Raw genomic sequence first — 20,934 nt, forward strand, 5'->3', positions numbered from 1 at the left:
GTCGCACCACCCTTAAGGAAAGGCACTTTTCGTGCGTAACACCGCCAAGTTCACCACCGCCGTCCTCGCCGCCGGAGCCCTCACCTTCGGGCTCACCGCCTGCGGCTCGGAAAAGGCCTCCGCCGGCTCCTCCGACTACAGCGGACCGCTGGTCGTCGCCGCGAGCCCGACCCCGCACGCCGAGATCCTGAACTTCGTCAAGAAGAACCTGGCGAAGAAGGCGGGCCTCGACCTCGAGGTCAAGGAGTTCTCCGACTACATCACGCCGAACACGGCGACCGAGGACGGTTCGGTCGGTGCCAACTACTTCCAGAACCAGCCGTACCTGGACGACTTCAACAAGAAGCGCGGCACCCACATCGTGCCCGTCGTCACGGTGCACCTGGAGCCGCTCGGCCTCTACTCCCACAAGGTGAAGAGCGCCGACGCCCTCAAGAGCGGTGCGACCATCGCCGTCCCGAACGACGCCGTGAACGAGGCGCGTGCCCTCAAGCTGCTCGCCGCCAACGGGCTCATCACGCTCAAGGACGGCGCCGGTACCGAGGCGACCCCGCAGGACATCGCGAAGAACCCCAAGAACCTCAAGTTCAAGGAGGTCGAGGCGCCCCAGACCGCGCGCTCCCTGGACGACGTGGACGCGGCCGTGATCAACGGCAACTTCGCCATCTCCGCCGGCATCAAGCCCGCCAAGGAGGCCCTCGTCCTGGAGTCCGCGAAGAACAGCCCCTACGGCAACTTCCTCGCCGTGAAGAAGGGCAACGAGAAGGACCCGCGGGTGAAGAAGCTCGCCAAGCTCCTCACCTCGCCCGAGGTCAAGAAGTTCATCGAGGACAAGTACCAGGGCTCGGTCATCCCCTCTTTCTGACGGGGCGTATACCGCGTATCGCCACGCACGGGGTCCACTCCCTCACTGGGGGTGGGCCCTGTCGTGTCGTTCAGTGGTTTCATGCTGCATGCTGGGCAGTTCAGCAGGCCCCGAAGGTTTTCCGAAGGTTACGGAGTGGCGCATGACTAGCACCTTCCCCAACATCTCCATCAGCACGGAGCGGTTGGTGCTGCGTCCCCTCGACGAGGACGACGTGCCCGCCCTGGCCGAGATGATGAACGACGAGCAGGTCGCCGCCTGGACCGACGTCCCCCAGCCGTTCACCGCGGACGCTGCCCGGCACTGGATCACCGACTACGCGCCCACCGAGCGCACCGCGGGCCGCGGCCTGGACCTCGCCGTCACCGAGTTCCTCACCCAGCGCCTGGTCGGCATCGTCCAGCTGGCCAAGACCAACTGGCACATCCGCTCCACCGAGCTGTCGTACATCATCGCCCCCTGGGCCCGCGGCGAGGGCTACGCCTCCGAGGCCGCCCTCGCCACCGCCCAATGGCTTCTCGGCGACCAGAAGTTCGAGCGCATCGAGCTCCGCACCGCCGCCGACAACACCGCCTCCCAGCAGGTGGCCCAGAAGATCGGCTGCATCAGCGAGGGCGTGCTGCGCAACGCCTGCATAGTCCACGTCCGGACCGAGGACGGGTCCTGGACCGACGTACGCACCGACTTCATCGTGTGGAGCCTCCTCCCGGAGGACCTGGAGGGTGCCGACGGGCAGTTCGCCGACACCGGCGGTTTCACCTCCTACTCCGACTGGAACTGAGCCCGGCGAGGCACGACCGGATCCGCGCCCGGCCCCGCCGCACCGCGCGTCCGCTACCTTCACCGGGTACTCTCACGGAGCCCGCCCACGGGCCCCGTACCCCTGACGAGCTGCGAAAACCTGGAGACTGACGACGATGGCCGACCGCGTCACGGTGATCGGCTGGGACGGTTCGCCGCTGACCGACACGGCACGCGCCGCCCTCGGCGCCGCCACGCTCGTCGCAGGCGCGGCCCACCACCTGGCGCTCCCCGAGGTCCCGCCCACCGCCGAGCGCATCCGCCTCGGCAGCCTCGCGCTGGCCGCCCGCCGCATCGCCGCCCACCGCGGCACCGCGGTCGTGCTCGCCGACGGCGACCCCGGCTTCTTCGGCGTCGTACGGACCCTGCGCGCACCGGAGTTCGGCCTGGAGGTCGAGGTCGTCCCCGCCGTCTCCGCCGTGGCCGCCGCCTTCGCCCGCGCCGGCATGCCCTGGGACGACGCCCAAGTGGTCGTCGCCCACCCGCGCACCCTGCGCCGGGCCGTGAACGTCTGCCGCGCCCACACCAAGGTCGCCGTCCTCACCTCACCGGGCGCCGGCCCCGCCGAGCTGGGTCTGCTCATGGACGGGATCCACCGGACCTTCGTCATCTGCGAGGAGCTGGGCACCGAACGCGAGCAGGTCTCCGTCGTCACCTCCGACAACGCCCCCGACCACGCCTGGCGCGACCCGAACGTCGTCATCGTCATCGGGGGCCCGGCCGGGGCCGCCGAGGGCGGCGGCTGGATCGCCGGGCGCGACCCGGGCACCGGCCCGCGCGGCTGGGTGCAGCCGGACCACGAGTACGGCGCGTACGGCGCACACGACGAGCATGGTGCGTACGGCGGCGGCCTCGGCGAAGGGGAGACCCAGCTGCTCCGGGCCGCCCAACTCGCCCGGCTCGGCCCCCGGGTCGGCGACCTCGTCTGGGACATCGGATGCGGCAGCGGCGCCTTCGCCACCGAGGCGGCACGCGCCGGAGCCGCCGTCATCGCCGTCGACCGGCTGCCCGACGCCTGCGCCCGGACCGAGGCGGCCGCCCGCCGCTTCGGCGTCCAGCTCCAGGTGGTGCAGGGCACCGCCCCGCATGTCCTGGAAAACCTGCCCGAACCGGACGTCGTACGGGTCGGCGGCGGGGGAGCGGCCGTCGTCTCCGCGGTCGCCGACCGGCGCCCGCAGCGCATCGTGACCCACGCGGCCACCCGCGACGAGGCCGAACTCGTCGGCCGCGGCCTGACCGAACACGGATACCGGGTCGAGTGCGCCCTGCTCCAGTCCGTCGAACTCGACACCAGGGCCTGGACGGAGACCGAGCGGAACGTAGCGTTCCTGCTCACAGGGACATTGCTGCGGCGCGAAGCGCCTCGTTGAGGGGTGGTGGTCGGGCGACGGGCGGGCCCTGCCCGATCGCGCCCCGTGATCCTGTTGTCGTACTGCGCGCGGTAGGCTGGCCGATCGTTGTACCGCACCGGTGGCCCGGAACTTCGTTCGCCAATGTCCGGAAAACGCGCCCGTTTTGGGGTGGGTGTGGTACGGCAGAACCCGAGGACGCGCAACGTGGCGCAGTCCACAGCGGGCTGTCGCGGATCATGCTGTCGCGACGGCTGAACGGCCGGGACAATGCCACTGAATGGCTTTGTCGCCTTTTTGGGCGGGTCGTTCGTGCCGCTGGGCACGCACGCTCGTTCTTCACTACGGGGCGGTCGGTGCGCCGTTCCGGGTGAGCTGGTCGTAGAAGCACTAACCGATGGGCGAGGGGTACGCATGACCGACACCGGCCAGGTCCCGGCCGAGGGGCAGCCGGAGAGCGTAGGCATGGTGGAGCAGCCGGGCGTCCCCGCGCACGGCGCGTACACCTACCTCTCCGAGGAACCCGCCGAGGACGAAGACCTGCTGCTGCCGGGTGCCCAGGGGGCGTGGGGCAACGAAGTGCCGCCGCCCGCCCCGGAACCGGTCGTCGAGGCCGTCCACCAGCCGGGCCCGCACGAGACGGCCGGCCGGGACAGCGGTTCCGTCGACCTCAGCGGCGTCCGCCTGCCGAATCCGGCGCCGCCTTCCGTGCCGCCGTCGCCCATCCTCTCGGCTCAGCACGACCCGGCGGCGGCACCCCAGCCGCCGCGCCGCCCGCTGCACCTCGGTCCGCCGATCCCCGACGCCTCCGCCAGCCCGGTCCGCTCCCTCGCCGACCGCGGGCCCGCCGGAGCGCCGGTACGGCAGCCGGGCCCGGCCACGGCCGGACCCGAGTACCTCGACGTCCAGCCGCTGCGCGACATGGCTCCGCAGAACGCGGCCCCCTGGGGTGCCGCACCGGTCGCCGTGGCCCAGGTCGGCATGGAGGCCCCGGCTGCCGAAACGGTTAGTCCGGCCGCGGTCCCGCAGGCCGTCGCCGAGGCGACGCCCGACCCCGCCCAGGCCACGATGACCCGCCTGGCCACCCAGGCGGCCGCGCAGGCTCCGGGCGAGGAGGTCCAGGCGCAGGCCGTGCACGGCCATGACGGGGTGCAGCCTGTGCACGGTCACGACGGGGTGTACGTCCCCCAGGGCGACCTGGGGCAGGGCCCCGAGGGGGTCCAGGTCCAGGCTCCGGTGGACACGGTGAGTGCCGCCGCGGTTGATGCTGCTGGCGACGGGGTCGTACCGGTGATGCCCGAGGTCGGTGAACCGGTCCAGGCCGCTGAGGCCACGGCGGGCGCGGAGACCGGCCAGGTGGCTGCTGCGGCGGACGTGGCGGACACGGTGGACGTGGTGGAGCAGGGTGCTCCGGTTCTGGTGACGCAGGGCGAGGCCGTATCGGTCCAGGCGCCGGTCGCGGATGGGGCGGAGGTCGCGGAGGCCGTTCAGGTGTCCGAGCCCGTGCACGTGACCGAGCCTGTCCAGCAGGCCGAGGCCGTACAGCAGGCCGAGGCCGTGCAGCCCGTTGAGGGTGCCGAGATCGCCGAAGCCGTGCAGCCCGAGGTTCCCTCGGGTGCGGATGTGACGGTCGAGGCTGCCGAGGCCGCTCCGGTGGAGGCTGTTGCCGAGGAGGCCGACGCCGTCGTCGTCGTGGCTCAGGGCGTCGCCGAAGTCGCCGAGACCGTTCCGGTCCAGCCCGACCCGCAGGCCTCCGGCACCGTCGAGGCCCAGCCCGCCTCGGTCCCCGGCCCCGCCGCCGAGGTCCCGGCCCCGGTCGAACCGGCGCAGGCGCCCGCTGCCGAGCTGGTGCCGACGCCCGAGTCCGTGCCCGCTGCCGAGCCGGTGCCGACGCCGGAGTCGGCGCAGGTGCCCGAACCGGCACAGACCCCCGAGCCCGTCGCCCCGGCGCAGGACGCCGTACAGCCCCCGCTCGCCGGTGACGGCACCTTCGCGGCCACCGAGGCGCCCGAGCCCGCCCTTCTGCAGGCCCAGGGCCCGCAGCTTGCGGGTCCCGTCCCGCAGGACGGCGATGCCGTGACCGCCCCGCAGCAGCCGCAGCCTCAGGCACAGGACGCCGTCGACCCGGCCGCGGCGACGCCGACCCCGGCCGACGGCTCCGCCGTACTCGCCGGCCCGCAGCTCCAGCCCGCCGAGCCAGCCCCCGCACCGGCCGCCGCCGAGGCGGAGCCCGCCGCGCCGGAGGGCGTTCCCGGGCAGCCGGTGCCCGCTGCCGCCGCCGACCCGCTCCCGTCCGGGTTCCCGCTGCAGCCGCACCCCGAGCAGCCGCTCGGGCAGTTCGTGCCCGTCGAGGGCCAGGTGCCGACCACCCCGCACCTGGCGCCGACCCCGCCGCACCCCCTCGTCCTGCCCGCCCAGGAACAGCAGGAGCCCGTCGCCACGGTCCCCGCACCGCGCGAGGCCGAGCCCGCCGCCGGACCGGCCGCACCGGACGACGAGCACGCCCCCGATGTCGTACAGCACGCGGAGGACCTGGAGACCAGGGCCGCCGACCAGGAAGAGAGCACGGCCGCAGTGGAAGAGGCAGGACAGTCCACCGGACCGGCCGCTCCGGCCTACGACGACGCCGAGCGCGAGGCCGTCCTGAAGGTGATGCGCGAACGGCGCGACATCCGCAACGGCTTCCGCAGCGACCCGATCCCGCACGAGGTGCTGCTGCGCGTCCTGGAGGCGGCCCACACCGCGCCCTCCGTGGGCCACTCGCAGCCCTGGGACTTCGTCGTCATCCGGTCCGCCGACACCCGGCGCACCATGCACGAACTGGCCATGCGCCAGCGTGACGCGTACGCCAAGTCGCTGCCCAAGGGCCGGGCCAAGCAGTTCAAGGAACTGAAGATCGAGGCCATCCTCGACACCCCGGTCAACATCGTCGTCACCGCGGACCCGACCCGCGGCGGCCGCCACACCCTCGGCCGCCACACCCAGCCGCAGATGGCGCCGTACTCCTCCGCGCTCGCGGTCGAGAACCTCTGGCTCGCCGCGCGCGCCGAAGGCCTCGGCGTCGGCTGGGTCAGCTTCTTCGACGAGCGGGAGATGGTCCGCGCGCTCGGCCTGCCCGAACACCTGGAGGTCGTCGCCTACCTGTGTGTCGGGTACGTCGACGAGTTCCCGGACGAGCCCGAGCTGATGCAGGCCGGCTGGTCCAAGCGCCGCCCGCTGTCCTGGGTGGTGCACGAGGAGACGTACGGCCGCCGCGCCCTGCCCGGAGAGGAACCCCACGACCTGCTTGCCGAGACCGTCGCACAGATCCGCCCGCTCGACGCCAAGGCGCTCGGCGAGGCCTGGGAGCGCCAGAAGCGCATGACCAAGCCGGCCGGCGCGCTCGGCATGCTGGAGATCATCTCCGCGCAGCTGTCGGGCCTGTCCCGGCAGTGCCCGCCGCCGATCCCGGAGCCCGCGGCCGTCGCCATCTTCGCCGGTGACCACGGTGTGCACGCCCAGGGCGTCACCCCCTGGCCGCAGGAGGTCACCGCCCAGATGGTGGCCAACTTCCTCGGCGGGGGAGCGGTCTGCAACGCCTTCGCCAACCAGGTGGGCGCCGAGGTCTGCGTCGTGGACGTGGGCGTGGTCGCCGACCTGCCTGCCACCCCGGGCCTCCTGCCCCGCAAGATCCGCGGCGGCACGTCCGACATGACCACCGGCCCGGCGATGACCCGGGAGGAGGCCAAGGCGGCCATCGAGGTGGGCATCGAGACCGCCCGCGACCTGGTGGCGGCGGGGAACAAGGCGCTGCTCACCGGAGAGATGGGCATCGCCAACACGACGGCGTCCGCCGCGCTCATCTCCGTCTTCACGGGTGCCGACCCGGCGGAGGTCACCGGCCGTGGCACCGGCATCAACGACGAGACCCTGGCCCGCAAGACCGAGGTCGTCCGCCGCGCGCTCGAAGTCCACCAGCCGGACCCGGCCGACCCGATCGGCGTCCTCGCGGCGATCGGCGGCTTCGAACACGCGGCCATGGTCGGCCTGCTCCTGGGCGGTGCCTCGCTGCGTACCCCGGTGATCCTGGACGGCGTCAGCGCCGGTGCCGCGGCGCTCGTCGCCCGCGCCATCGCCCCCGAGGTGCTCGCGGCCTGCATCGCCGGCCACCGCAGCGCCGAGCCCGGCCACGTCGCCGCCCTCAACAAGCTGGGCCTGCGCCCCCTGGTCGACCTCGACCTCCGCCTCGGCGAGGGCACCGGCGCCCTCCTCGCCCTGCCCCTGGTCCAGAGCACAGCGAGGGCCATGCACGAGGTGGCCACGTTCGACTCGGCGGGGGTCACCGAGAAGTAGGGGGCGGCAGCTCCGGGTTCCTTTCCATCGGCCGGTGGTTGTGGGCAGTCGTTCCGCTGGGGGTCCCCCCAGGCCGTTCAGGCACTGGGGGAGGAACGGGTGGGCACAACCACCCACAGCCGCGCAGTCGGCGACGCTGCCCAGCCACCGGACACCCGAGCCGCCCTCCCCTCAGCCAACGTAAAATCCGCACGTCAGGGCCACCGCAAGCCGCAAGAGGAGCCGTCCCTCATGGCCGAACACCCCGCCTACCCCGTAGGCCTCCGCCTCTCCGGCCGCCGAGTGGTCGTCCTCGGCGGCGGCCAGGTCGCCCAGCGCCGCCTCCCCGCCCTGATCGCGGCGGGCGCGGACATCGTCCTCGTGTCCCCCGAGGCGACCCCCTCCGTGGAGGCGATGGCGGACGCGGGCGAGATCACCTGGGAGCGGCGCCCCTACGCGGACGGCGACCTCGCGGCCGCCTGGTACGCCCTCATCGCCACCAGCGACCCCGAGGCCAACACCGCCGCCTCCGCCGAAGCGGAGCGCCACCGCGTCTGGTGCGTCCGTTCCGACGACGCCGACCTGGCGACGGCCTGGACCCCGGCGACCGGCCACAGCGAGGGCGTCACGATCGCCGTCCTCACCACGGAAGCCAAGGGCCGCGACCCCCGCCACACCGCCGCCATCCGCGACGCGGTGGTGGAGGGCCTGCGCGACGGCACCTTGGTGGCGCCCCACCACCGCACCCGCACCCCCGGCGTGGCCCTGGTCGGCGGGGGCCCCGGCGACCCGGACCTCATCACCGTCCGCGGCCGCCGCCTGCTCGCCGAGGCCGACGTCGTCATCGCGGACCGGCTCGGCCCGCGCGACCTGCTCGCCGAACTCCCGCCGCACGTCGAGGTCATCGACGCCGCGAAGATCCCGTACGGCCGCTACATGGCCCAGGAGGCCATCAACAACGCGCTCATCGAGCACGCCAAGCAGGGCAAGTCCGTGGTACGGCTCAAGGGCGGCGACCCGTTCGTCTTCGGCCGGGGCATGGAGGAGGTCCAGGCGCTCGCCGAGGTCGGCATCCCGTGCACGGTCGTGCCGGGCATCTCCAGCTCGATCTCCGTCCCGGGCGCGGCCGGCATCCCGGTCACCCACCGCGGCGTCGCCCATGAGTTCACCGTGGTCAGCGGCCATGTCGCCCCCGACGACGAGCGCTCCCTGGTCGACTGGCCGTCGCTGGCCAAGCTGACCGGCACGCTCGTGATCCTCATGGGCGTCGACAAGATCGGGAAGATCGCCGAGACGCTCGTCGCGCACGGCAGGTCGCCCGAGACCCCCGTCGCCCTCGTCCAGGAGGGCACGACGGCCGCCCAGCGCCGCGTGGACGCGACCCTCGCCACGGTCGCCGAGACCGTACGTGCCGAGGACGTGAAGCCCCCGGCGGTCATCGTCATCGGCGAGGTCGTGAACGTCGGCCCGGAGCCCGCGGCCTGATGCGTCTGCCCCGGCCGGCGGAGCCGGCGCGTAACCCGGGGTAACACAACCCGTTCCCAGCCGTTGGCACCACACGTAGGACAAGGCAGTATCACCCTGTGGCCGATCTCATCACCGTTGAGGATCCCGACGACCCGCGCCTGCGCGACTACACGGGCCTGACCGACGTCGAACTGCGCCGCAAGCGCGAGCCGGCCGAGGGCCTGTTCATCGCCGAGGGCGAGAAGGTCATCAGAAGGGCCAAGGAAGCCGGCTACGAGATGCGCTCCATGCTGCTCTCGGCCAAGTGGATCGACGTCATGCGCGACGTCATCGACGAACTCCCGGCCCCCGTGTACGCGGTCAGCCCGGAACTCGCCGAGCAGGTCACCGGCTACCACGTGCACCGCGGCGCCCTCGCCTCCATGCAGCGCAAGCCTCTGCCGACGGCGGCGGAACTGCTCCGCTCCGCCCGCCGGGTGGTGGTCATGGAGTCGGTCAACGACCACACCAACATCGGCGCGATCTTCCGTTCGGCGGCCGCCCTCGGCATGGACGCGGTGCTGCTGTCGCCCGACTGCGCCGACCCGCTGTACCGCCGTAGCGTCAAGGTCTCCATGGGAGCGGTGTTCTCCGTGCCGTACGCCCGTCTGGAGACCTGGCCCAAGGGCCTGGAGTCGGTCCGCGAGGCCGGCTTCACCCTCCTCGCGCTCACCCCGGACGAGAAGGCCAGGTCCCTCGACGAGGCCGCCCCGCACCGGATGGACCGGGTGGCCCTGATGCTCGGCGCCGAGGGTGACGGCCTGTCCACCCAGGCGCTGGTCGCCGCCGACGAATGGGTGCGCATCCCCATGTCCCACGGGGTCGACTCGCTCAACGTGGGCGCGGCGGCAGCGGTGGCCTTCTACGCGGTCGCCTCGGGACGGCCGGGCGCCTGAGCCGGTCCCGGGGAGGTCAGTTCCCGGAGCCGGAGCCGGACTCGAACGTCGACTCGTACCGCTGCGACATCAGCTTCCCGTCGTCCAGCGGCTTGAGGCTCGGCTGTACGTGCTCCTGCCGACGGTCGTCGCCGCCGAGCCCGCGCGCCGGGCCCTGACAGCCCTGCGCCACCGCGATGCCGAGCGCCACCAGCAGCGTCACCACCACGAACACGAACAGCCGCTGGCGCAGCAGCCGGGGGTTGGCCGGGCGGCGGCCGGTCCCCGTCGCGCGCGGCGCCGGACGCCCGGTACCGCTGCGCGGACCGGGCCTGCTCCCGCTGCCGGAGCGCGGGCCGCCGGCGCGGGGGGCCGGGGTGGGGCGGGCGGTGCCCGGCCGGGAGACGACGCCCCCGCCGCGCGAGGCGCTGCCGCCCCGAGAGGGCGTACCGCTCCGGGAGGGCGTGCCGGCGCGCGGCACCGGGGTGCCAGGTGCGGTGCGCCGCTGGGTGCGCTGCTGCTCGGGATAGGTGTCCACGAGCCGTCCGGTGGGCCGGTCCGCCTCCGCGGCGCGCGGTGCGGGCGGCCGTACGTCGGCCAGGCCCTGGGCCTCGCGGGCGGCGATCTCCTTGAGCCGCAGCGACAGTTGAAGGGTGCTGGGCCGGTCCTCGGGATCCTTGGCCAGACAGGCCCGCACCAGGGGGGCGAGGGCGTCCGGAACGCCGTGCAGCTGCGGCTCCTCGTGCACCACGCGGTACAGCATCACCTCGGAACTGCCCTGTCCGAAGGGCGAGTCGCCGGTCGAGGCGTAGGCCAGGGTGGCGCCGAGCGAGAAGACGTCCGTCGCCGGGGTGACGGCCGCGCCGCGCACCTGCTCGGGAGCGAGGAAGCCGGGGGAGCCGACCGCGGTGCCGACGTGGGTGAGCGTGGAGGCGCCGGTCGCCCAGGCGATGCCGAAGTCGATGATCCGCGGCCCCTTAGGGGACAGCAGGATGTTGGAGGGCTTCAGGTCCCGGTGGACGACACCGGCCTCGTGCACGGCGACGAGTCCCTCGGACAGGGCCGCGCCGACCGCCGCCGTCTCGGCCGCGAAGAGCGGGCCCTCGTCGGCGACCTTGTCGTGCAGGGAGGGCCCGGGCACGTACTGCGTCGCGAACCACGGCCGCTCCGCCTCCAGGTCCGCCGCCACCAGCCGTGCGGTGCAGCCGCCCCTGATGCGCCGGGCCGCCGAGACCTCACGGGCGAACCGGGACCGGAACTCCTGGTCCTCCGCCAGATCGGGCCGGATCACCTTCAGCGCGACCCGCTGCCCCTTCTTGTCGGAGCCGAGGTAGACCACGCCCATTCCGCCCGCGCCGAGCCGTCGGTGAAGCCTGAACGAGCCGACGACGCGCGGGTCCTCGCGCCTCAGGCGCATCATCGCCATGTTCATCCCCGCTGCCCGGTCCCTGTGACGTGGCACAGCTTACGTTTCCACAGCCGCCTGCGCGCAGAGGCCGCGCCCTCTGGGGCGGATGGATTGTGCGCGGCGGGAGCACGAGGTGAAACGCGGTCAGGAAGCCGCTCCCTGCGGTGCCTTTGGGGTGCCTGTGACATCAACATGCGGACACGGCAGGGAGGTTGGCCCCGGCCAGGGTGACCATGGTCGGGGAGCAGCGCCCTCCGGAAGAACACCGCGGACGGCCGCCCGCCCGCCACCCCGGACCGACCGCCGCACGGACACACCGCACCCCCTCACCCCACGCGAAGTGATCGAAGTCACTCACGCCACCCGCCCGCCGGTCCGGAAATGGCAGGACACAGCGGGCGTCCCCTCCGGGAAGACCCCGAGACCTAGGTCTCCGTCTCCACCCAGGGGAGTACTCCGCAGGTCGTGGCTCATCCTCCGGGAGGCCCGCGATTCGGTACGAAGGCATGACGCCCGCCGAGGGCCGCGCGCCTAGATTTGAGGTCAAGCGGCGGGTGCAGCACTCGTCCCCCGAGGTCAGGCACCCGCCGCTGCCAACAACAACCGAGACGGTCAGGAGAGGGACCATGGCCCACCCGGCACCGCGACGCACGACGTTCGCTCCTCGCCGGACGGGCCGCCGCCACCCCCTGGTGGCGACGCTCATGGCCCTTCCCCTGGCGGCGCTGCTCCTCATCGTCTTCGACGGCTGGGAGACAGTGGCCACACAGGCGTCGTCCGTGGGTGCGATGCTGGGGCGCTGAGCGGCGACCCCAGGCCCGGAAGAGCGGTCCGGGCGGGGACATCCATCCATGAAACCCCGTGGGGACGGGGGTGCGGAGGACGGCACAAATGCCGGCGCAGCTGGGGAGCTGCGCCGGCATTACGCCTTTCTGGGCCCGCGCCGTAGCCGACTGCGGCCCGGTGGGGGCATCAGCACCGCCGTACCCACATAGCTGCGGGCAGTTGGCCGCAGGACCGGCGCCCACCCGGCAGCGGCCGTCGTACCTGCGTAGCTGTGGGCGGTCGTGTTGCTGGGGCGGAGCCCACCCGACAGCGGCAGTCATGCCGACATAGCTGCGGGCAGTCGTGCGCTGGACCGGCGCCCACCCGGCAGCGGCAGTCATGCCTACATAGCTGCGGGCAGTCGTGCCGCTTGGGGCGGCACGGGTGGGCGCAGCGGCACCCCGCAAGCGCGGGCAAGCGACCCAACCCCCGCCCAGCCCCAGTACCGGGCACCAGCGCAGCCCCGCCCAGCTCCAGCACTGGGCTCCAGCCCAGCCCAGCCCCTACACCGGGCTCCAGCCCAACCCCGCCCAGCCCCGGCACCCCCACCACCGCACCCCGCGCGTACGCTCACCCCGATCCCCACCCACCGAGGCCCCCGTGAACCTACTCACCGCTCTCACCGCACAACTCACAGCCACCGCCCACCCCCAACCCGGCGGAGCCACCTGCGCCTGCGCCAACACCCCCCTCGCAGACCGCCCCGACGCCACCGTCGTACGCCACGCCGACACCGTCGCCAAGGCCCACGCCCCGGACACCGACCCCGCCGAGCTGACCCTCCGCCTCGCCACGGCAGCCCGCCTCCCGGATGTCCTCCTCGCCCCGCTCACCCCCACCCCGGCCCCCCTGCACCACCGCCTGGTGACCTTCTGGCCGTACGGCGCCCCCGTGGACCCGGACGACCCGGACGCCGCCCCCTGGGAAGCCGCCGCCACCCTCCTCGCCCGGCTGCACCGGACGCCCGCTCCCGACCACTCCCTGCCCCCGATGCGCGGCCCCGCCAAAGCGGCCCACGCCGTCCACCGCCTGCGTACGACCCTGAGCGCGGCGCCCCACCCGGCCGCACCCCCCGTCCTGCGGGCTTGGCGCGCCCTTCCCGCCTGGGCCCGCGCCGAGGCCCCCATGCCCGGTACCCCGGCCCTCTGTCACGGCGACCTCCACCTCGGCCAGCTCGTCCGCCATCCCACACCCGACGGCCCCTGGCGGCTGATAGACGTGGACGACCTCGGCGTCGGCGTCCCCGCCTGGGACCTCGCCCGCCCCGCCGCCTGGTACGCCTGCGGACTCCTCCCGCCCGACGAGTGGACCCGCTTCCTGACCGCCTACCGTGAGGCCGGCGGCCCCGCCGTACCCGCCGACGGCGACCCCTGGCCCGCGCTGGACGTCCCGGCCCGCGCCCTCACCGTGCAGACTGCGGCCCGCGCGCTCACCAAGGCGCTCGCGGCCGACCGCCCGCTGGACGAGGTGGAACAGGCCCTGGTGGAGGCCTGTGCCCGAATGAACCCCGTACCCCACCAGTTGACGCACGGATTCCCGGCGTAAGGTGCAACCGACCGGGGCCGGACGGAGTCTGTCCTGGGGAAACACGAAGCAGGACCAACCGGCGAGGAGTTGAGCCGACCATGCAGTGTCCGAAGTGCCATGCGCCGATGCACACCTACAACCGCAACGGCGTCCAGATCGAGCAGTGCAGCGGCTGCCGCGGCATCTTCCTCGACTACGGCGAGCTGGAGGCGCTGACCCAGCTGGAGTCCCAGTGGGCCAAGCCCGTCCCGCCGGCCCCGCCCGCCGCTCCGCAGGCGTACCCGGCCCCGCCCGCCCCCGCCTGGGGCGCCCCGCACGGCGGCGGCCACGGCGGTGGTCACTACGGCGGCCACGGCGGCCACCACCGCCACAAGAGCTTCGGCCACATGCTGTTCTCCAGCTGAGGCCACGCAAGCCGAGCACACGAAGAAGCCCCCGGCCGTACGAGACGGCCGGGGGCTCTTTGCTGTGTGGACGATACTGGGATTGAACCAGTGACCTCTTCCGTGTCAGGGAAGCGCTCTCCCGCTGAGCTAATCGTCCGCGGACTGTGATGCGTGGATCACAGACAGTGCGCGATACTGGGATTGAACCAGTGACCTCTTCCGTGTCAGGGAAGCGCTCTCCCGCTGAGCTAATCGCGCGGGCAAGGATCTCCGAGAAGACCCGTGGATCTTACGAGAAGATCCAGTGGACGATACTGGGATTGAACCAGTGACCTCTTCCGTGTCAGGGAAGCGCTCTCCCGCTGAGCTAATCGTCCTTGGAGGTGGAGACGGGATTTGAACCCGTGTAGACGGCTTTGCAGGCCGTTGCCTCGCCTCTCGGCCACTCCACCAGGAGTGTAGGGGATCGGGATGACCCCTTCTTCCTTCGAGCGGACGACGAGGCTCGAACTCGCGACCTCAACCTTGGCAAGGTTGCGCTCTACCAACTGAGCTACGTCCGCTTGTCGTTTCGGTCCGCTTCCGCGTCCCGGCGACGTGTTGAACTCTAGCGGATTCCCGGGCCAGCACAAAAACGCGTTTGCGCAGCGTGCTGCGCTGCACCCGACGGACGCCGTGGTCAGCACCCCCGAGGGGACATACCCGGGCCACCTTTCGGCCACCCGCCCTAGACTCGACCACGTGCTCGACCTCCCTTCCGGCCTCCCTCCTCTCGCCCGCTTCGGTGACCGCCTCGCCACCGGCCTCCTCGATGTCACCGACGATCCCGCAGCCCTGGACTCCACCGGCTTCTGGGCCGTCTGTGCCGACTTCGAGGGCCGGCTGACCTGCGCCCGCTTCGCGCACGTACGGGAGGAGCCGGTGCCCGCCCCGGTGCCGGGCGGCTGGCACGGCCCCGCCGTGGGGGACTGGACCACCTCCCTGGACCACACCGCCTACACGGCGGCCGTCGGCCGGATCCGCGAGCACATCGCGGCCGGCGAGGTCTACCAGGCCAACCTCTGCCGGGTGCTCAGCGCGCCGGTCGCCCCCGACGCCGACGTGGACGCCCTGACCGCCCTGCTGGCCCGTGGCAACCCGGCGCCGTACGCGGGCACCATCCGGCTGCCGGAGCACGGCGTGGAGATCGCCACCGCCTCGCCCGAGCTGTTCCTGCGCCGGGACGGCCGCACGGTCGAGTCCGGCCCCATCAAGGGCACCGGGCGGACCGAGGCGGACCTCCTGGAGAAGGACTACGCCGAGAACGTGATGATCGTGGACCTGGTCCGCAACGACATCGGGCGCGTCTGCGCCACCGGCAGCGTGACCGTCCCCGACCTGTGCGCCGTGGAGAAGCACCCCGGCCTGGTCCACCTGGTCTCCACCGTCCGCGGCGAGCTGCGCGACGGCGCCGGCTGGCCCGCCCTGCTCGCCGCGGTCTTCCCGCCCGGCTCGGTCACCGGCGCCCCCAAGTCGAGCGCCCTCAGGATCATCGAGGCGCTGGAGACGGCACCCCGTGGTCCGTACTGCGGCGGCATCGGCTGGGTCGACGCCGACCGGGGCGTCGGCGAGCTGGCCGTGGGCATCCGGACGTTCTGGATCGACCGGAGCGCCGGGATGCTCCGCTTCGGCACGGGTGCCGGCATCACCTGGGGATCCGATCCCGAGGGGGAGTGGCGCGAGACCGAGCTGAAGGCGTCGCGGCTGCTCGCGGTAGCGTCGGGGACGTACGAGGAGAGCGGAAGGGCTCTGACATGAGGATCTGGCTGGACGGCGGGCTGCAGGACATGGAGTCGGCCCGGGTCTCCGTCTTCGACCACGGGCTGACCGTCGGCGACGGCATCTTCGAGACGGTGAAGGCGGTCGACGGGCAGCCGTTCGCGCTCACCCGGCACCTCGACCGGCTGACCCGCTCGGCCCGCGGCCTCGGCCTGCCGGACCCCGACCACGCCGAGGTCCGCCGCGCCTGCGCGGCCGTCCTGGAGGCCAACCCGATGCCGCTGGGCCGGCTGCGCATCACCTACACCGGCGGCCACGGCCCGCTCGGCTCCGACCGCGGCGAGCACGGCCCGACCCTGGTGGTCGCGCTCGGCGAGACCGCGCGCCGCCCCGACGCCACCGCCGTGATCACCGTCCCCTGGACCCGCAACGAGCGCGGCGCCCTCACCGGCCTGAAGACCACCTCGTACGCCGAGAACGTCGTCGCCCTCTCCCGCGCCCACCAACACGGCGCCTCCGAGGCGCTGTTCGGCAACACGGTCGGACAGCTCTGCGAGGGCACCGGGTCGAACGTCTTCGTGGTCCTGGACGGCGAGATCCACACCCCGCCGATCGCCTCCGGCTGCCTGCCCGGCATCACCCGCGCCCTCGCCGTCGAGTGGACCGGCGCCAAGGAGACCGACCTGCCGCTGGACGTCCTGGAGCGGGCCGACGAGGTCTTCCTCACCTCCACCCTGCGGGACGTCCAGGCCGTGCACCGCATCGACGACCGGGAACTGCCCGCTGTGCCGGGCCCGGTCACCGCGAAGGCCATGCGCGTCTTCGAGGACCGGGCCGGGGAGGACCTGGACCCCTGACGGACGCGGGGAAATTCGGCTGACCCGGGGGCTCCGAAGCGGGTAGAACCTCCGTGATGACGACGACCCTGCGGCCGACCGAGCCGCTCCAGCGCCACGCCGACGGGACGCGCTCACGCCGCTACCAGGTGTGTGTCAACAGCCGCCCCGTCGGCTCGATGCATCTCGGCACCTCGCTCGCCTTCGGTGATGCGATGGCTCAGATACGGGACCTGCGCATCGAAGAGCCGGACCGCCGCCGCGGCCGGGGCACGGTGGCCGTGCTCGCCGCCGAGGAGGTGGCCCGCAGCTGGGGCTGCCGGCAGATCGAGACGAGCGTCCCCGGCGACGCCAGCCCCGCGCTGCGGCTCTTCGACGCGCTCGGCTACGTCCACCGCAGCCGCGGCATGGAGAAGCCGCTCGGCGAGGTCCCGCCCGAACTGCCCGCCGGCAGCCTGGCGCACCCCATGAACGAGGCCGAGTACGAGGCGTGGCTCGCGTACGAGTCGGAGGCCTACGCACGCGTCTGGATCGAGCGGGGCGTGGCCGAGGCCGAGGCGTACGCCAAGTCGCGCCACGACCACGAGACGCTGCTGCCGCGCGGGCGCGACACCGAGAACATGCTGTTCAGCGTGCTCGAACACGAGGGCGCGCGGGTCGGCACGCTGTGGGTGTCCCTGCAGGACGACAAGGCCTACGTCTTCGACGTGGAGGCCGACGGGGCCCACCGCGGCCGAGGGCACGGCCGTACGCTCATGCTGCTGGCGGAGCGGCAGGCGATCGACGCCGGCCGCCGCGTCCTCGGCCTCAACGTCTTCGCCGGCAACACCCCGGCCGAGCGGCTGTACGAGTCGCTCGGTTACGAGACGACGCGGTACTCCCTCTACAAGGACCTGCCGTAGCAGCCGGTCAGGCCTGCGGCCCGGCCAGCAGCCGGTCCGCGATCTCCTCGACGCGCTCGCGCAGCCCCTCCTGGCTCTTGCCGCCGTCGAGGCGCTCGCCGCCGATGACATAGGTCGGCGTGCCGGTGACGCCGATCGCCTTGCCCTCGGCCTGGTCGGCGTCGACGATCAGGATGTGCCGCCCGTCGATGAGCGCGGTGTCGAACTCCTCGGCGTCCAGCCCGAGTTCACGGGCGACTTCGACCAGGAAGGGTTCTCCCTCACGGTCCAGCTCCTGGACCCGGCCGAGGACCGCCTCGACGTAGGGCCAGCCCTGCCCCTGCTCCAGCGCCTCCTCGGCGGCCTGGGCGGCGGCGAAGGCGTGCTTGTGCTTCTCCAGCGGGAAGTGCCGCAGCCGCAGCTCCAGCCGGTCGCCGTAGCGGGCGCGCAGGGCACGGAGGTCGTCCAGGGCGCTGCGGCAGTCGGGGCACTGCAGTTCGCACCAGACGTCGAGGACGAGGGCTTCGGCGCGTGCGGGGGAGGAGTCGCTCATGCGCACCAGTCTTCCAGGCGGGACCCCTGGGGCCGAATCGGGACGGTACGGCGTCCAGCGGCACCTCGGGAGGAGACGACCCGGAGATCTCCCTGATGTCGGGCCGGAGCATGGCATCGCGAGGACCGGGCGGTGCAGGATGGAAGGGACGAAGCGCACCCCGCGCCGCCGAGACCGCCAGGAGGACCGGATGATTGCCGAGACCGTGTGTTCCGCCGTCTCCGCGGCCGGCCTGGGCGTTGCCGCGGTCACCGCCTACCGCAAGCGTTTCCTGACGGCCGCCCGCATCGCCGCCTACGCGCTCGTCCCGTTGGGCCTGGTGATGACGGGTGTCGTCGGCTGGTTGGCCGACACGGCGTTGAGCCCGACAGCCTGGGCCGGCTTCGGTGTGCTGGGCGTGGCCTGGGCGCTGTTGGCGACGACACGGGCCGTGGAGCGCAGGCGCGGGGGCACCCGTGCGGAGCGCAAGGCGGCGCGGGCCGCCGGACGTGACGCGGTGGCCCCGGCGGCCTCGGCCCCCTCGCTGGGCCCGGCGACCCGGCCGGCCGCCCCGCCCGCGAGCGCCCCGCGCTCCACCACCTCCGGCGACGACTTCAGCGACATCGAGGCCATCCTCAAGAAGCACGGCATATGACCTGAAACCGTTCACAACCGGAAGCAAGTCGAACGGGCCGGTACGGAAATCGGTGCAGTACCGCACTCCGAGGGTGTGGTGATCGCCAACGGGGCAACCCCTGGGTCATCATCACCGAGAGATGCTGGACACGAGACAGAGCGAGGCCGCGCCGCCGAAGGACGAGCCGCGTGGATGCCTCTTCGCCCTATCCCAGCCACCGCTGATGATCTTCCTTGCGGTGATCGGGTGTCTGCTCCTCATGGCTGCGCTGCACGACCTGCTGTTGCTGTGAGCCGTACACGTCCGTCCCGGCGTCACCCGCCGGGACCGGCGTCGACCGGGAGTGTCCCCGGGGATCAGCCCGTCGCCTCCTTGCGCCGGGCCCGGTAGGCGGCCACATGCAGCCGGTTCCCGCAGGTGCGGCTGTCGCAGTAGCGGCGCGAGCGGTTGCGGGAGAGATCCACGAAGGCCCGCCGGCAGTCCGGTGCCTCGCAGCGCCGCAGCCGTTCCTGCTCCCCGGCCACCACGAAGAAGGCGAGCGCCATCCCGCAGTCGGCCGCCAGGTGGTCCGCCACGGACGCGCCCGGAGCGAAGTAGTGCACATGCCAGTCGTAGTCGTCGTGGTCCGTCAGGCGTGGCGTGGTGCCGGCCGCGGCGACCAGCTCGTTGATCATCCCCGCGGCGGACCGGGCGTCCGGGGCGGCGAAGATCCCCGCGAACCGGCCCCGGACCTTGCGCACCGCCGACAGGTCGAACTCCGACAGCACCCCGACATCGCTGATCGCGTGGCCGCGCACGAAATCAGCGAGAGCCGCGACATCCGGCAGCCCGTCCGCCGTCGTGTCGTCCTCCGGCGCGGTGTTCACCAGATCCACCACGGTGTCGAGGGCGCACCGGGTGTCGTGGGTGATCAGCACGTTTCGCTCCCTGGCCTGGGTGTCGGGCGGGCGCCCGCCGATGCTGGCCGATGGTAGCGACAACCGTGCGCAGCGCACCGGGTGCCGCCCACCGGCGATTGCCCGGTAGAACGCCTCCGTGCCCTCGGCGGTTCCCGAGTCCGACCCGTGCCTGCACGATATGCCGGGATGTGGCCGGAAAACAGGCCGACGCCGCCCCGTGAACACTCACGGTGACGGCGCGGGTCTGTGCCGTATGCGGTTGTCTTGGCCCGAGCCGTCTCCCCGAGTGGACGGCGCCGGGCGGCTTCGAGGGGCCGCGGCCTAGCTCTCCGCCAGGATGTGCGAGAGCTCCTGATCCAGATCGAAGTGCCGGTGTTCCGTGCCGGGCGGCACGGCGGCGTCGGTTCGCTTCAGGAACGACTCCAGGGCCCGCGCCGGGGCTTCCAGCAGGGCCTCCCCCTCCGGGGAGCTCAGGGCGATGCAGACGACGCCCTGACCGTGACTGCGGGACGGCCAGACGCGGACGTCGCCGGTGCCGGTGGGCCGGTGCAGCCCCTCGGCGAGGAGGTCGCGGGCGAACACCCACTCGACGGTCTCCTCGGCTCCGGTGTGGAAGGTGGCGTGCACGGCGTAGGGGTCGGCCGTGTCGTACCGCAGGCCTGCGGGGACAGGCAGGGAGGACTCGCTCGACACAACGAGGCGCAGGTGCAGCTCGCAGCTGACCGTGGTGTTCATAAGCGCCAGGGCCTTTCGCTCAGTGTGCGCTCGGGGATTCGCACGTCGGCGAAATCGACATGCCACCTACGGTGCCGTTGTAAACCCCTCTGAGGGTTTTGCGTGTGTTTACGTAACTCTTCCGGCCGAGAACTCGTACGAGATCTACGACCATTCCGGTGACTGGATTCACTCCGGTAGGGTTTGTCTGTATGAATACGGGGAGTGACGAGCCGGGTGAGGTCGCCGTGGCGGCGGACAACGCGGACAAGGCAAGCAAGACGGACACGGCAGCGGGCGCGGAGCAGTCCGAGCGGGAGCTCGGCTCCCGGGCGCCGGCCTTCATCAAGGCCCGCCGGGCCCTGCATCTGAGCTGGCAGGTCGGCGTCTTCGTGGTCGGCCTCGCGGTCGTCGTGGCGGGCATCATCATGCTTCCGCTGCCCGGCCCGGGCTGGGTGGTGATCTTCGGGGGCATGGCGATCTGGGCGACCGAGTTCGTCTGGGCCCAGCTCGTGCTGCGCTGGACGAAGCGCAAGGTCACCGAGGCGGCCCAGAAGGCCCTCGATCCCAGGGTGCGCCGCCGGAACATCACGCTGACGGTGATCGGCCTGGTGATCGTGGGCGTGCTCGTCGGGGTCTACCTGTGGAAGTTCGGCATCGTGATGCCGTGGAAGATCAAGGACCAGTGATCACGGACCCGGGCATGGTCGGAGGCACCCCCTGACATGGGGTAATGTTCTTCCTGCGCCCGGGCGATTAGCTCAGTGGGAGAGCGCTTCGTTCACACCGAAGAGGTCACTGGTTCGAACCCAGTATCGCCCACC

At 72.6% G+C, this 20,934-nt stretch carries 19 protein-coding genes and 6 tRNA genes; 16 read left to right on the forward strand and 9 right to left on the reverse strand.

Going from position 1 to position 20,934, the window contains the following annotated elements; translation table 11 throughout:
* Positions 1-31 precede the first annotated feature (31 nt).
* The 6 genes from BEK98_RS14565 to BEK98_RS14590 all read left to right on the forward strand — a co-directional run bounded on the left by BEK98_RS14565 (position 32) and on the right by BEK98_RS14590 (position 9,728).
* Complete coding sequence (locus tag BEK98_RS14565) at positions 32-865, forward strand: MetQ/NlpA family ABC transporter substrate-binding protein (RefSeq protein WP_094216919.1); 834 nt, start codon at positions 32-34, stop codon at positions 863-865.
* 142 nt (positions 866-1,007) lie between these two features.
* Entirely contained in the window at positions 1,008-1,646 is a 639-nt protein-coding gene (locus BEK98_RS14570; protein WP_094216920.1) for a GNAT family N-acetyltransferase, read from the forward strand.
* 136 nt (positions 1,647-1,782) lie between these two features.
* Complete coding sequence (gene cbiE, locus BEK98_RS14575) at positions 1,783-3,036, forward strand: precorrin-6y C5,15-methyltransferase (decarboxylating) subunit CbiE (protein ID WP_094216921.1); 1,254 nt, start codon at positions 1,783-1,785, stop codon at positions 3,034-3,036.
* Positions 3,037-3,429: 393 nt separating this feature from the next.
* Positions 3,430-7,347, forward strand: coding sequence for a nicotinate-nucleotide--dimethylbenzimidazole phosphoribosyltransferase (gene cobT, locus BEK98_RS14580; RefSeq protein WP_094216922.1), 3,918 nt, complete (start codon positions 3,430-3,432; stop codon positions 7,345-7,347).
* 231 nt (positions 7,348-7,578) lie between these two features.
* Complete coding sequence (cobA, locus tag BEK98_RS14585) at positions 7,579-8,811, forward strand: uroporphyrinogen-III C-methyltransferase (protein WP_094216923.1); 1,233 nt, start codon at positions 7,579-7,581, stop codon at positions 8,809-8,811.
* Between the two features lie 98 nt (positions 8,812-8,909).
* Positions 8,910-9,728, forward strand: a complete 819-nt coding sequence (locus tag BEK98_RS14590; protein WP_094216924.1) for a TrmH family RNA methyltransferase — start codon at positions 8,910-8,912, stop codon at positions 9,726-9,728.
* Between the two features lie 16 nt (positions 9,729-9,744).
* Here the strand turns inward: BEK98_RS14590 and BEK98_RS14595 are convergent, their stop codons facing one another.
* On the reverse strand, positions 9,745-11,139 hold the full coding sequence (locus BEK98_RS14595) for a serine/threonine-protein kinase (RefSeq protein ID WP_244201859.1): 1,395 nt from the start codon (positions 11,137-11,139) through the stop codon (positions 9,745-9,747).
* 602 nt (positions 11,140-11,741) lie between these two features.
* Here BEK98_RS14595 and BEK98_RS48970 point away from each other — a divergent pair.
* The 3 genes from BEK98_RS48970 to BEK98_RS14610 all read left to right on the forward strand — a co-directional run bounded on the left by BEK98_RS48970 (position 11,742) and on the right by BEK98_RS14610 (position 13,871).
* Positions 11,742-11,918 (forward strand): hypothetical protein, encoded by a 177-nt coding sequence (locus tag BEK98_RS48970; RefSeq protein WP_094216925.1) that lies wholly within the window; start codon positions 11,742-11,744, stop codon positions 11,916-11,918.
* 622 nt (positions 11,919-12,540) lie between these two features.
* Entirely contained in the window at positions 12,541-13,485 is a 945-nt protein-coding gene (locus tag BEK98_RS14605; RefSeq protein ID WP_094216926.1) for a phosphotransferase family protein, read from the forward strand.
* Positions 13,486-13,565: 80 nt separating this feature from the next.
* On the forward strand, positions 13,566-13,871 hold the full coding sequence (locus tag BEK98_RS14610; RefSeq protein WP_094216927.1) for a TFIIB-type zinc ribbon-containing protein: 306 nt from the start codon (positions 13,566-13,568) through the stop codon (positions 13,869-13,871).
* A gap of 67 nt (positions 13,872-13,938) precedes the next feature.
* On the opposite strand, the gene BEK98_RS14615 is transcribed toward BEK98_RS14610, so the two are convergent.
* From BEK98_RS14615 to BEK98_RS14635, 5 genes are all read right to left on the reverse strand, one after another.
* Positions 13,939-14,010 (reverse strand) — tRNA-Val (locus BEK98_RS14615).
* A gap of 29 nt (positions 14,011-14,039) precedes the next feature.
* Positions 14,040-14,111 (reverse strand) — tRNA-Val (locus tag BEK98_RS14620).
* Positions 14,112-14,158: 47 nt separating this feature from the next.
* Positions 14,159-14,230, reverse strand: a tRNA-Val gene (locus BEK98_RS14625).
* Position 14,231: 1 nt separating this feature from the next.
* A tRNA-Cys gene (locus tag BEK98_RS14630) sits at positions 14,232-14,305 on the reverse strand.
* Positions 14,306-14,343: 38 nt separating this feature from the next.
* Positions 14,344-14,416 (reverse strand) — tRNA-Gly (locus BEK98_RS14635).
* Between the two features lie 178 nt (positions 14,417-14,594).
* Here BEK98_RS14635 and BEK98_RS14640 point away from each other — a divergent pair.
* Genes BEK98_RS14640 through BEK98_RS14650 form a run of 3 tightly spaced genes read left to right on the forward strand, consistent with a single transcriptional unit; the run spans position 14,595 to position 17,349 of the window.
* The gene (locus BEK98_RS14640; protein ID WP_094216928.1) at positions 14,595-15,650 is read left to right on the forward strand and encodes a chorismate-binding protein; all 1,056 of its coding nucleotides are present in this window, start codon (positions 14,595-14,597) and stop codon (positions 15,648-15,650) included.
* A complete protein-coding gene (locus BEK98_RS14645; RefSeq protein WP_094216929.1) occupies positions 15,647-16,468 on the forward strand; it encodes an aminotransferase class IV in 822 nt (273 codons plus the stop codon). Before BEK98_RS14640 ends, BEK98_RS14645 begins: the two co-directional genes overlap by 4 nt.
* Positions 16,469-16,524: 56 nt before the next feature.
* The gene (locus BEK98_RS14650) at positions 16,525-17,349 is read left to right on the forward strand and encodes a GNAT family N-acetyltransferase (protein WP_094216930.1); all 825 of its coding nucleotides are present in this window, start codon (positions 16,525-16,527) and stop codon (positions 17,347-17,349) included.
* Between the two features lie 7 nt (positions 17,350-17,356).
* Here the strand turns inward: BEK98_RS14650 and BEK98_RS14655 are convergent, their stop codons facing one another.
* A complete protein-coding gene (locus BEK98_RS14655) occupies positions 17,357-17,881 on the reverse strand; it encodes a DsbA family protein (protein WP_208643106.1) in 525 nt (174 codons plus the stop codon).
* Positions 17,882-18,071: 190 nt separating this feature from the next.
* On the opposite strand from BEK98_RS14655, the gene BEK98_RS14660 reads away from it, so the two are divergent.
* Entirely contained in the window at positions 18,072-18,515 is a 444-nt protein-coding gene (locus BEK98_RS14660) for a hypothetical protein (RefSeq protein ID WP_094216932.1), read from the forward strand.
* A gap of 121 nt (positions 18,516-18,636) precedes the next feature.
* The gene (locus BEK98_RS48975; protein ID WP_165289388.1) at positions 18,637-18,789 is read left to right on the forward strand and encodes a hypothetical protein; all 153 of its coding nucleotides are present in this window, start codon (positions 18,637-18,639) and stop codon (positions 18,787-18,789) included.
* 64 nt (positions 18,790-18,853) lie between these two features.
* Here the strand turns inward: BEK98_RS48975 and BEK98_RS14665 are convergent, their stop codons facing one another.
* Both BEK98_RS14665 and BEK98_RS14670 read right to left on the reverse strand, forming a co-directional pair.
* Positions 18,854-19,414 (reverse strand): CGNR zinc finger domain-containing protein, encoded by a 561-nt coding sequence (locus BEK98_RS14665; RefSeq protein WP_094216933.1) that lies wholly within the window; start codon positions 19,412-19,414, stop codon positions 18,854-18,856.
* A 303-nt stretch (positions 19,415-19,717) separates the two neighbouring features.
* Positions 19,718-20,131, reverse strand: a complete 414-nt coding sequence (locus BEK98_RS14670; protein WP_004002642.1) for an SsgA family sporulation/cell division regulator — start codon at positions 20,129-20,131, stop codon at positions 19,718-19,720.
* 191 nt (positions 20,132-20,322) lie between these two features.
* On the opposite strand from BEK98_RS14670, the gene BEK98_RS14675 reads away from it, so the two are divergent.
* Complete coding sequence (locus BEK98_RS14675) at positions 20,323-20,799, forward strand: TIGR02611 family protein (RefSeq protein WP_094216934.1); 477 nt, start codon at positions 20,323-20,325, stop codon at positions 20,797-20,799.
* A 61-nt stretch (positions 20,800-20,860) separates the two neighbouring features.
* Positions 20,861-20,932, forward strand: a tRNA-Val gene (locus BEK98_RS14680).
* Positions 20,933-20,934 lie beyond the last annotated feature (2 nt).

It is taken from the genome of Streptomyces diastatochromogenes, from assembly GCF_002242805.1.
Taxonomy (GTDB): Bacteria; Actinomycetota; Actinomycetes; order Streptomycetales; family Streptomycetaceae; genus Streptomyces; species Streptomyces diastatochromogenes.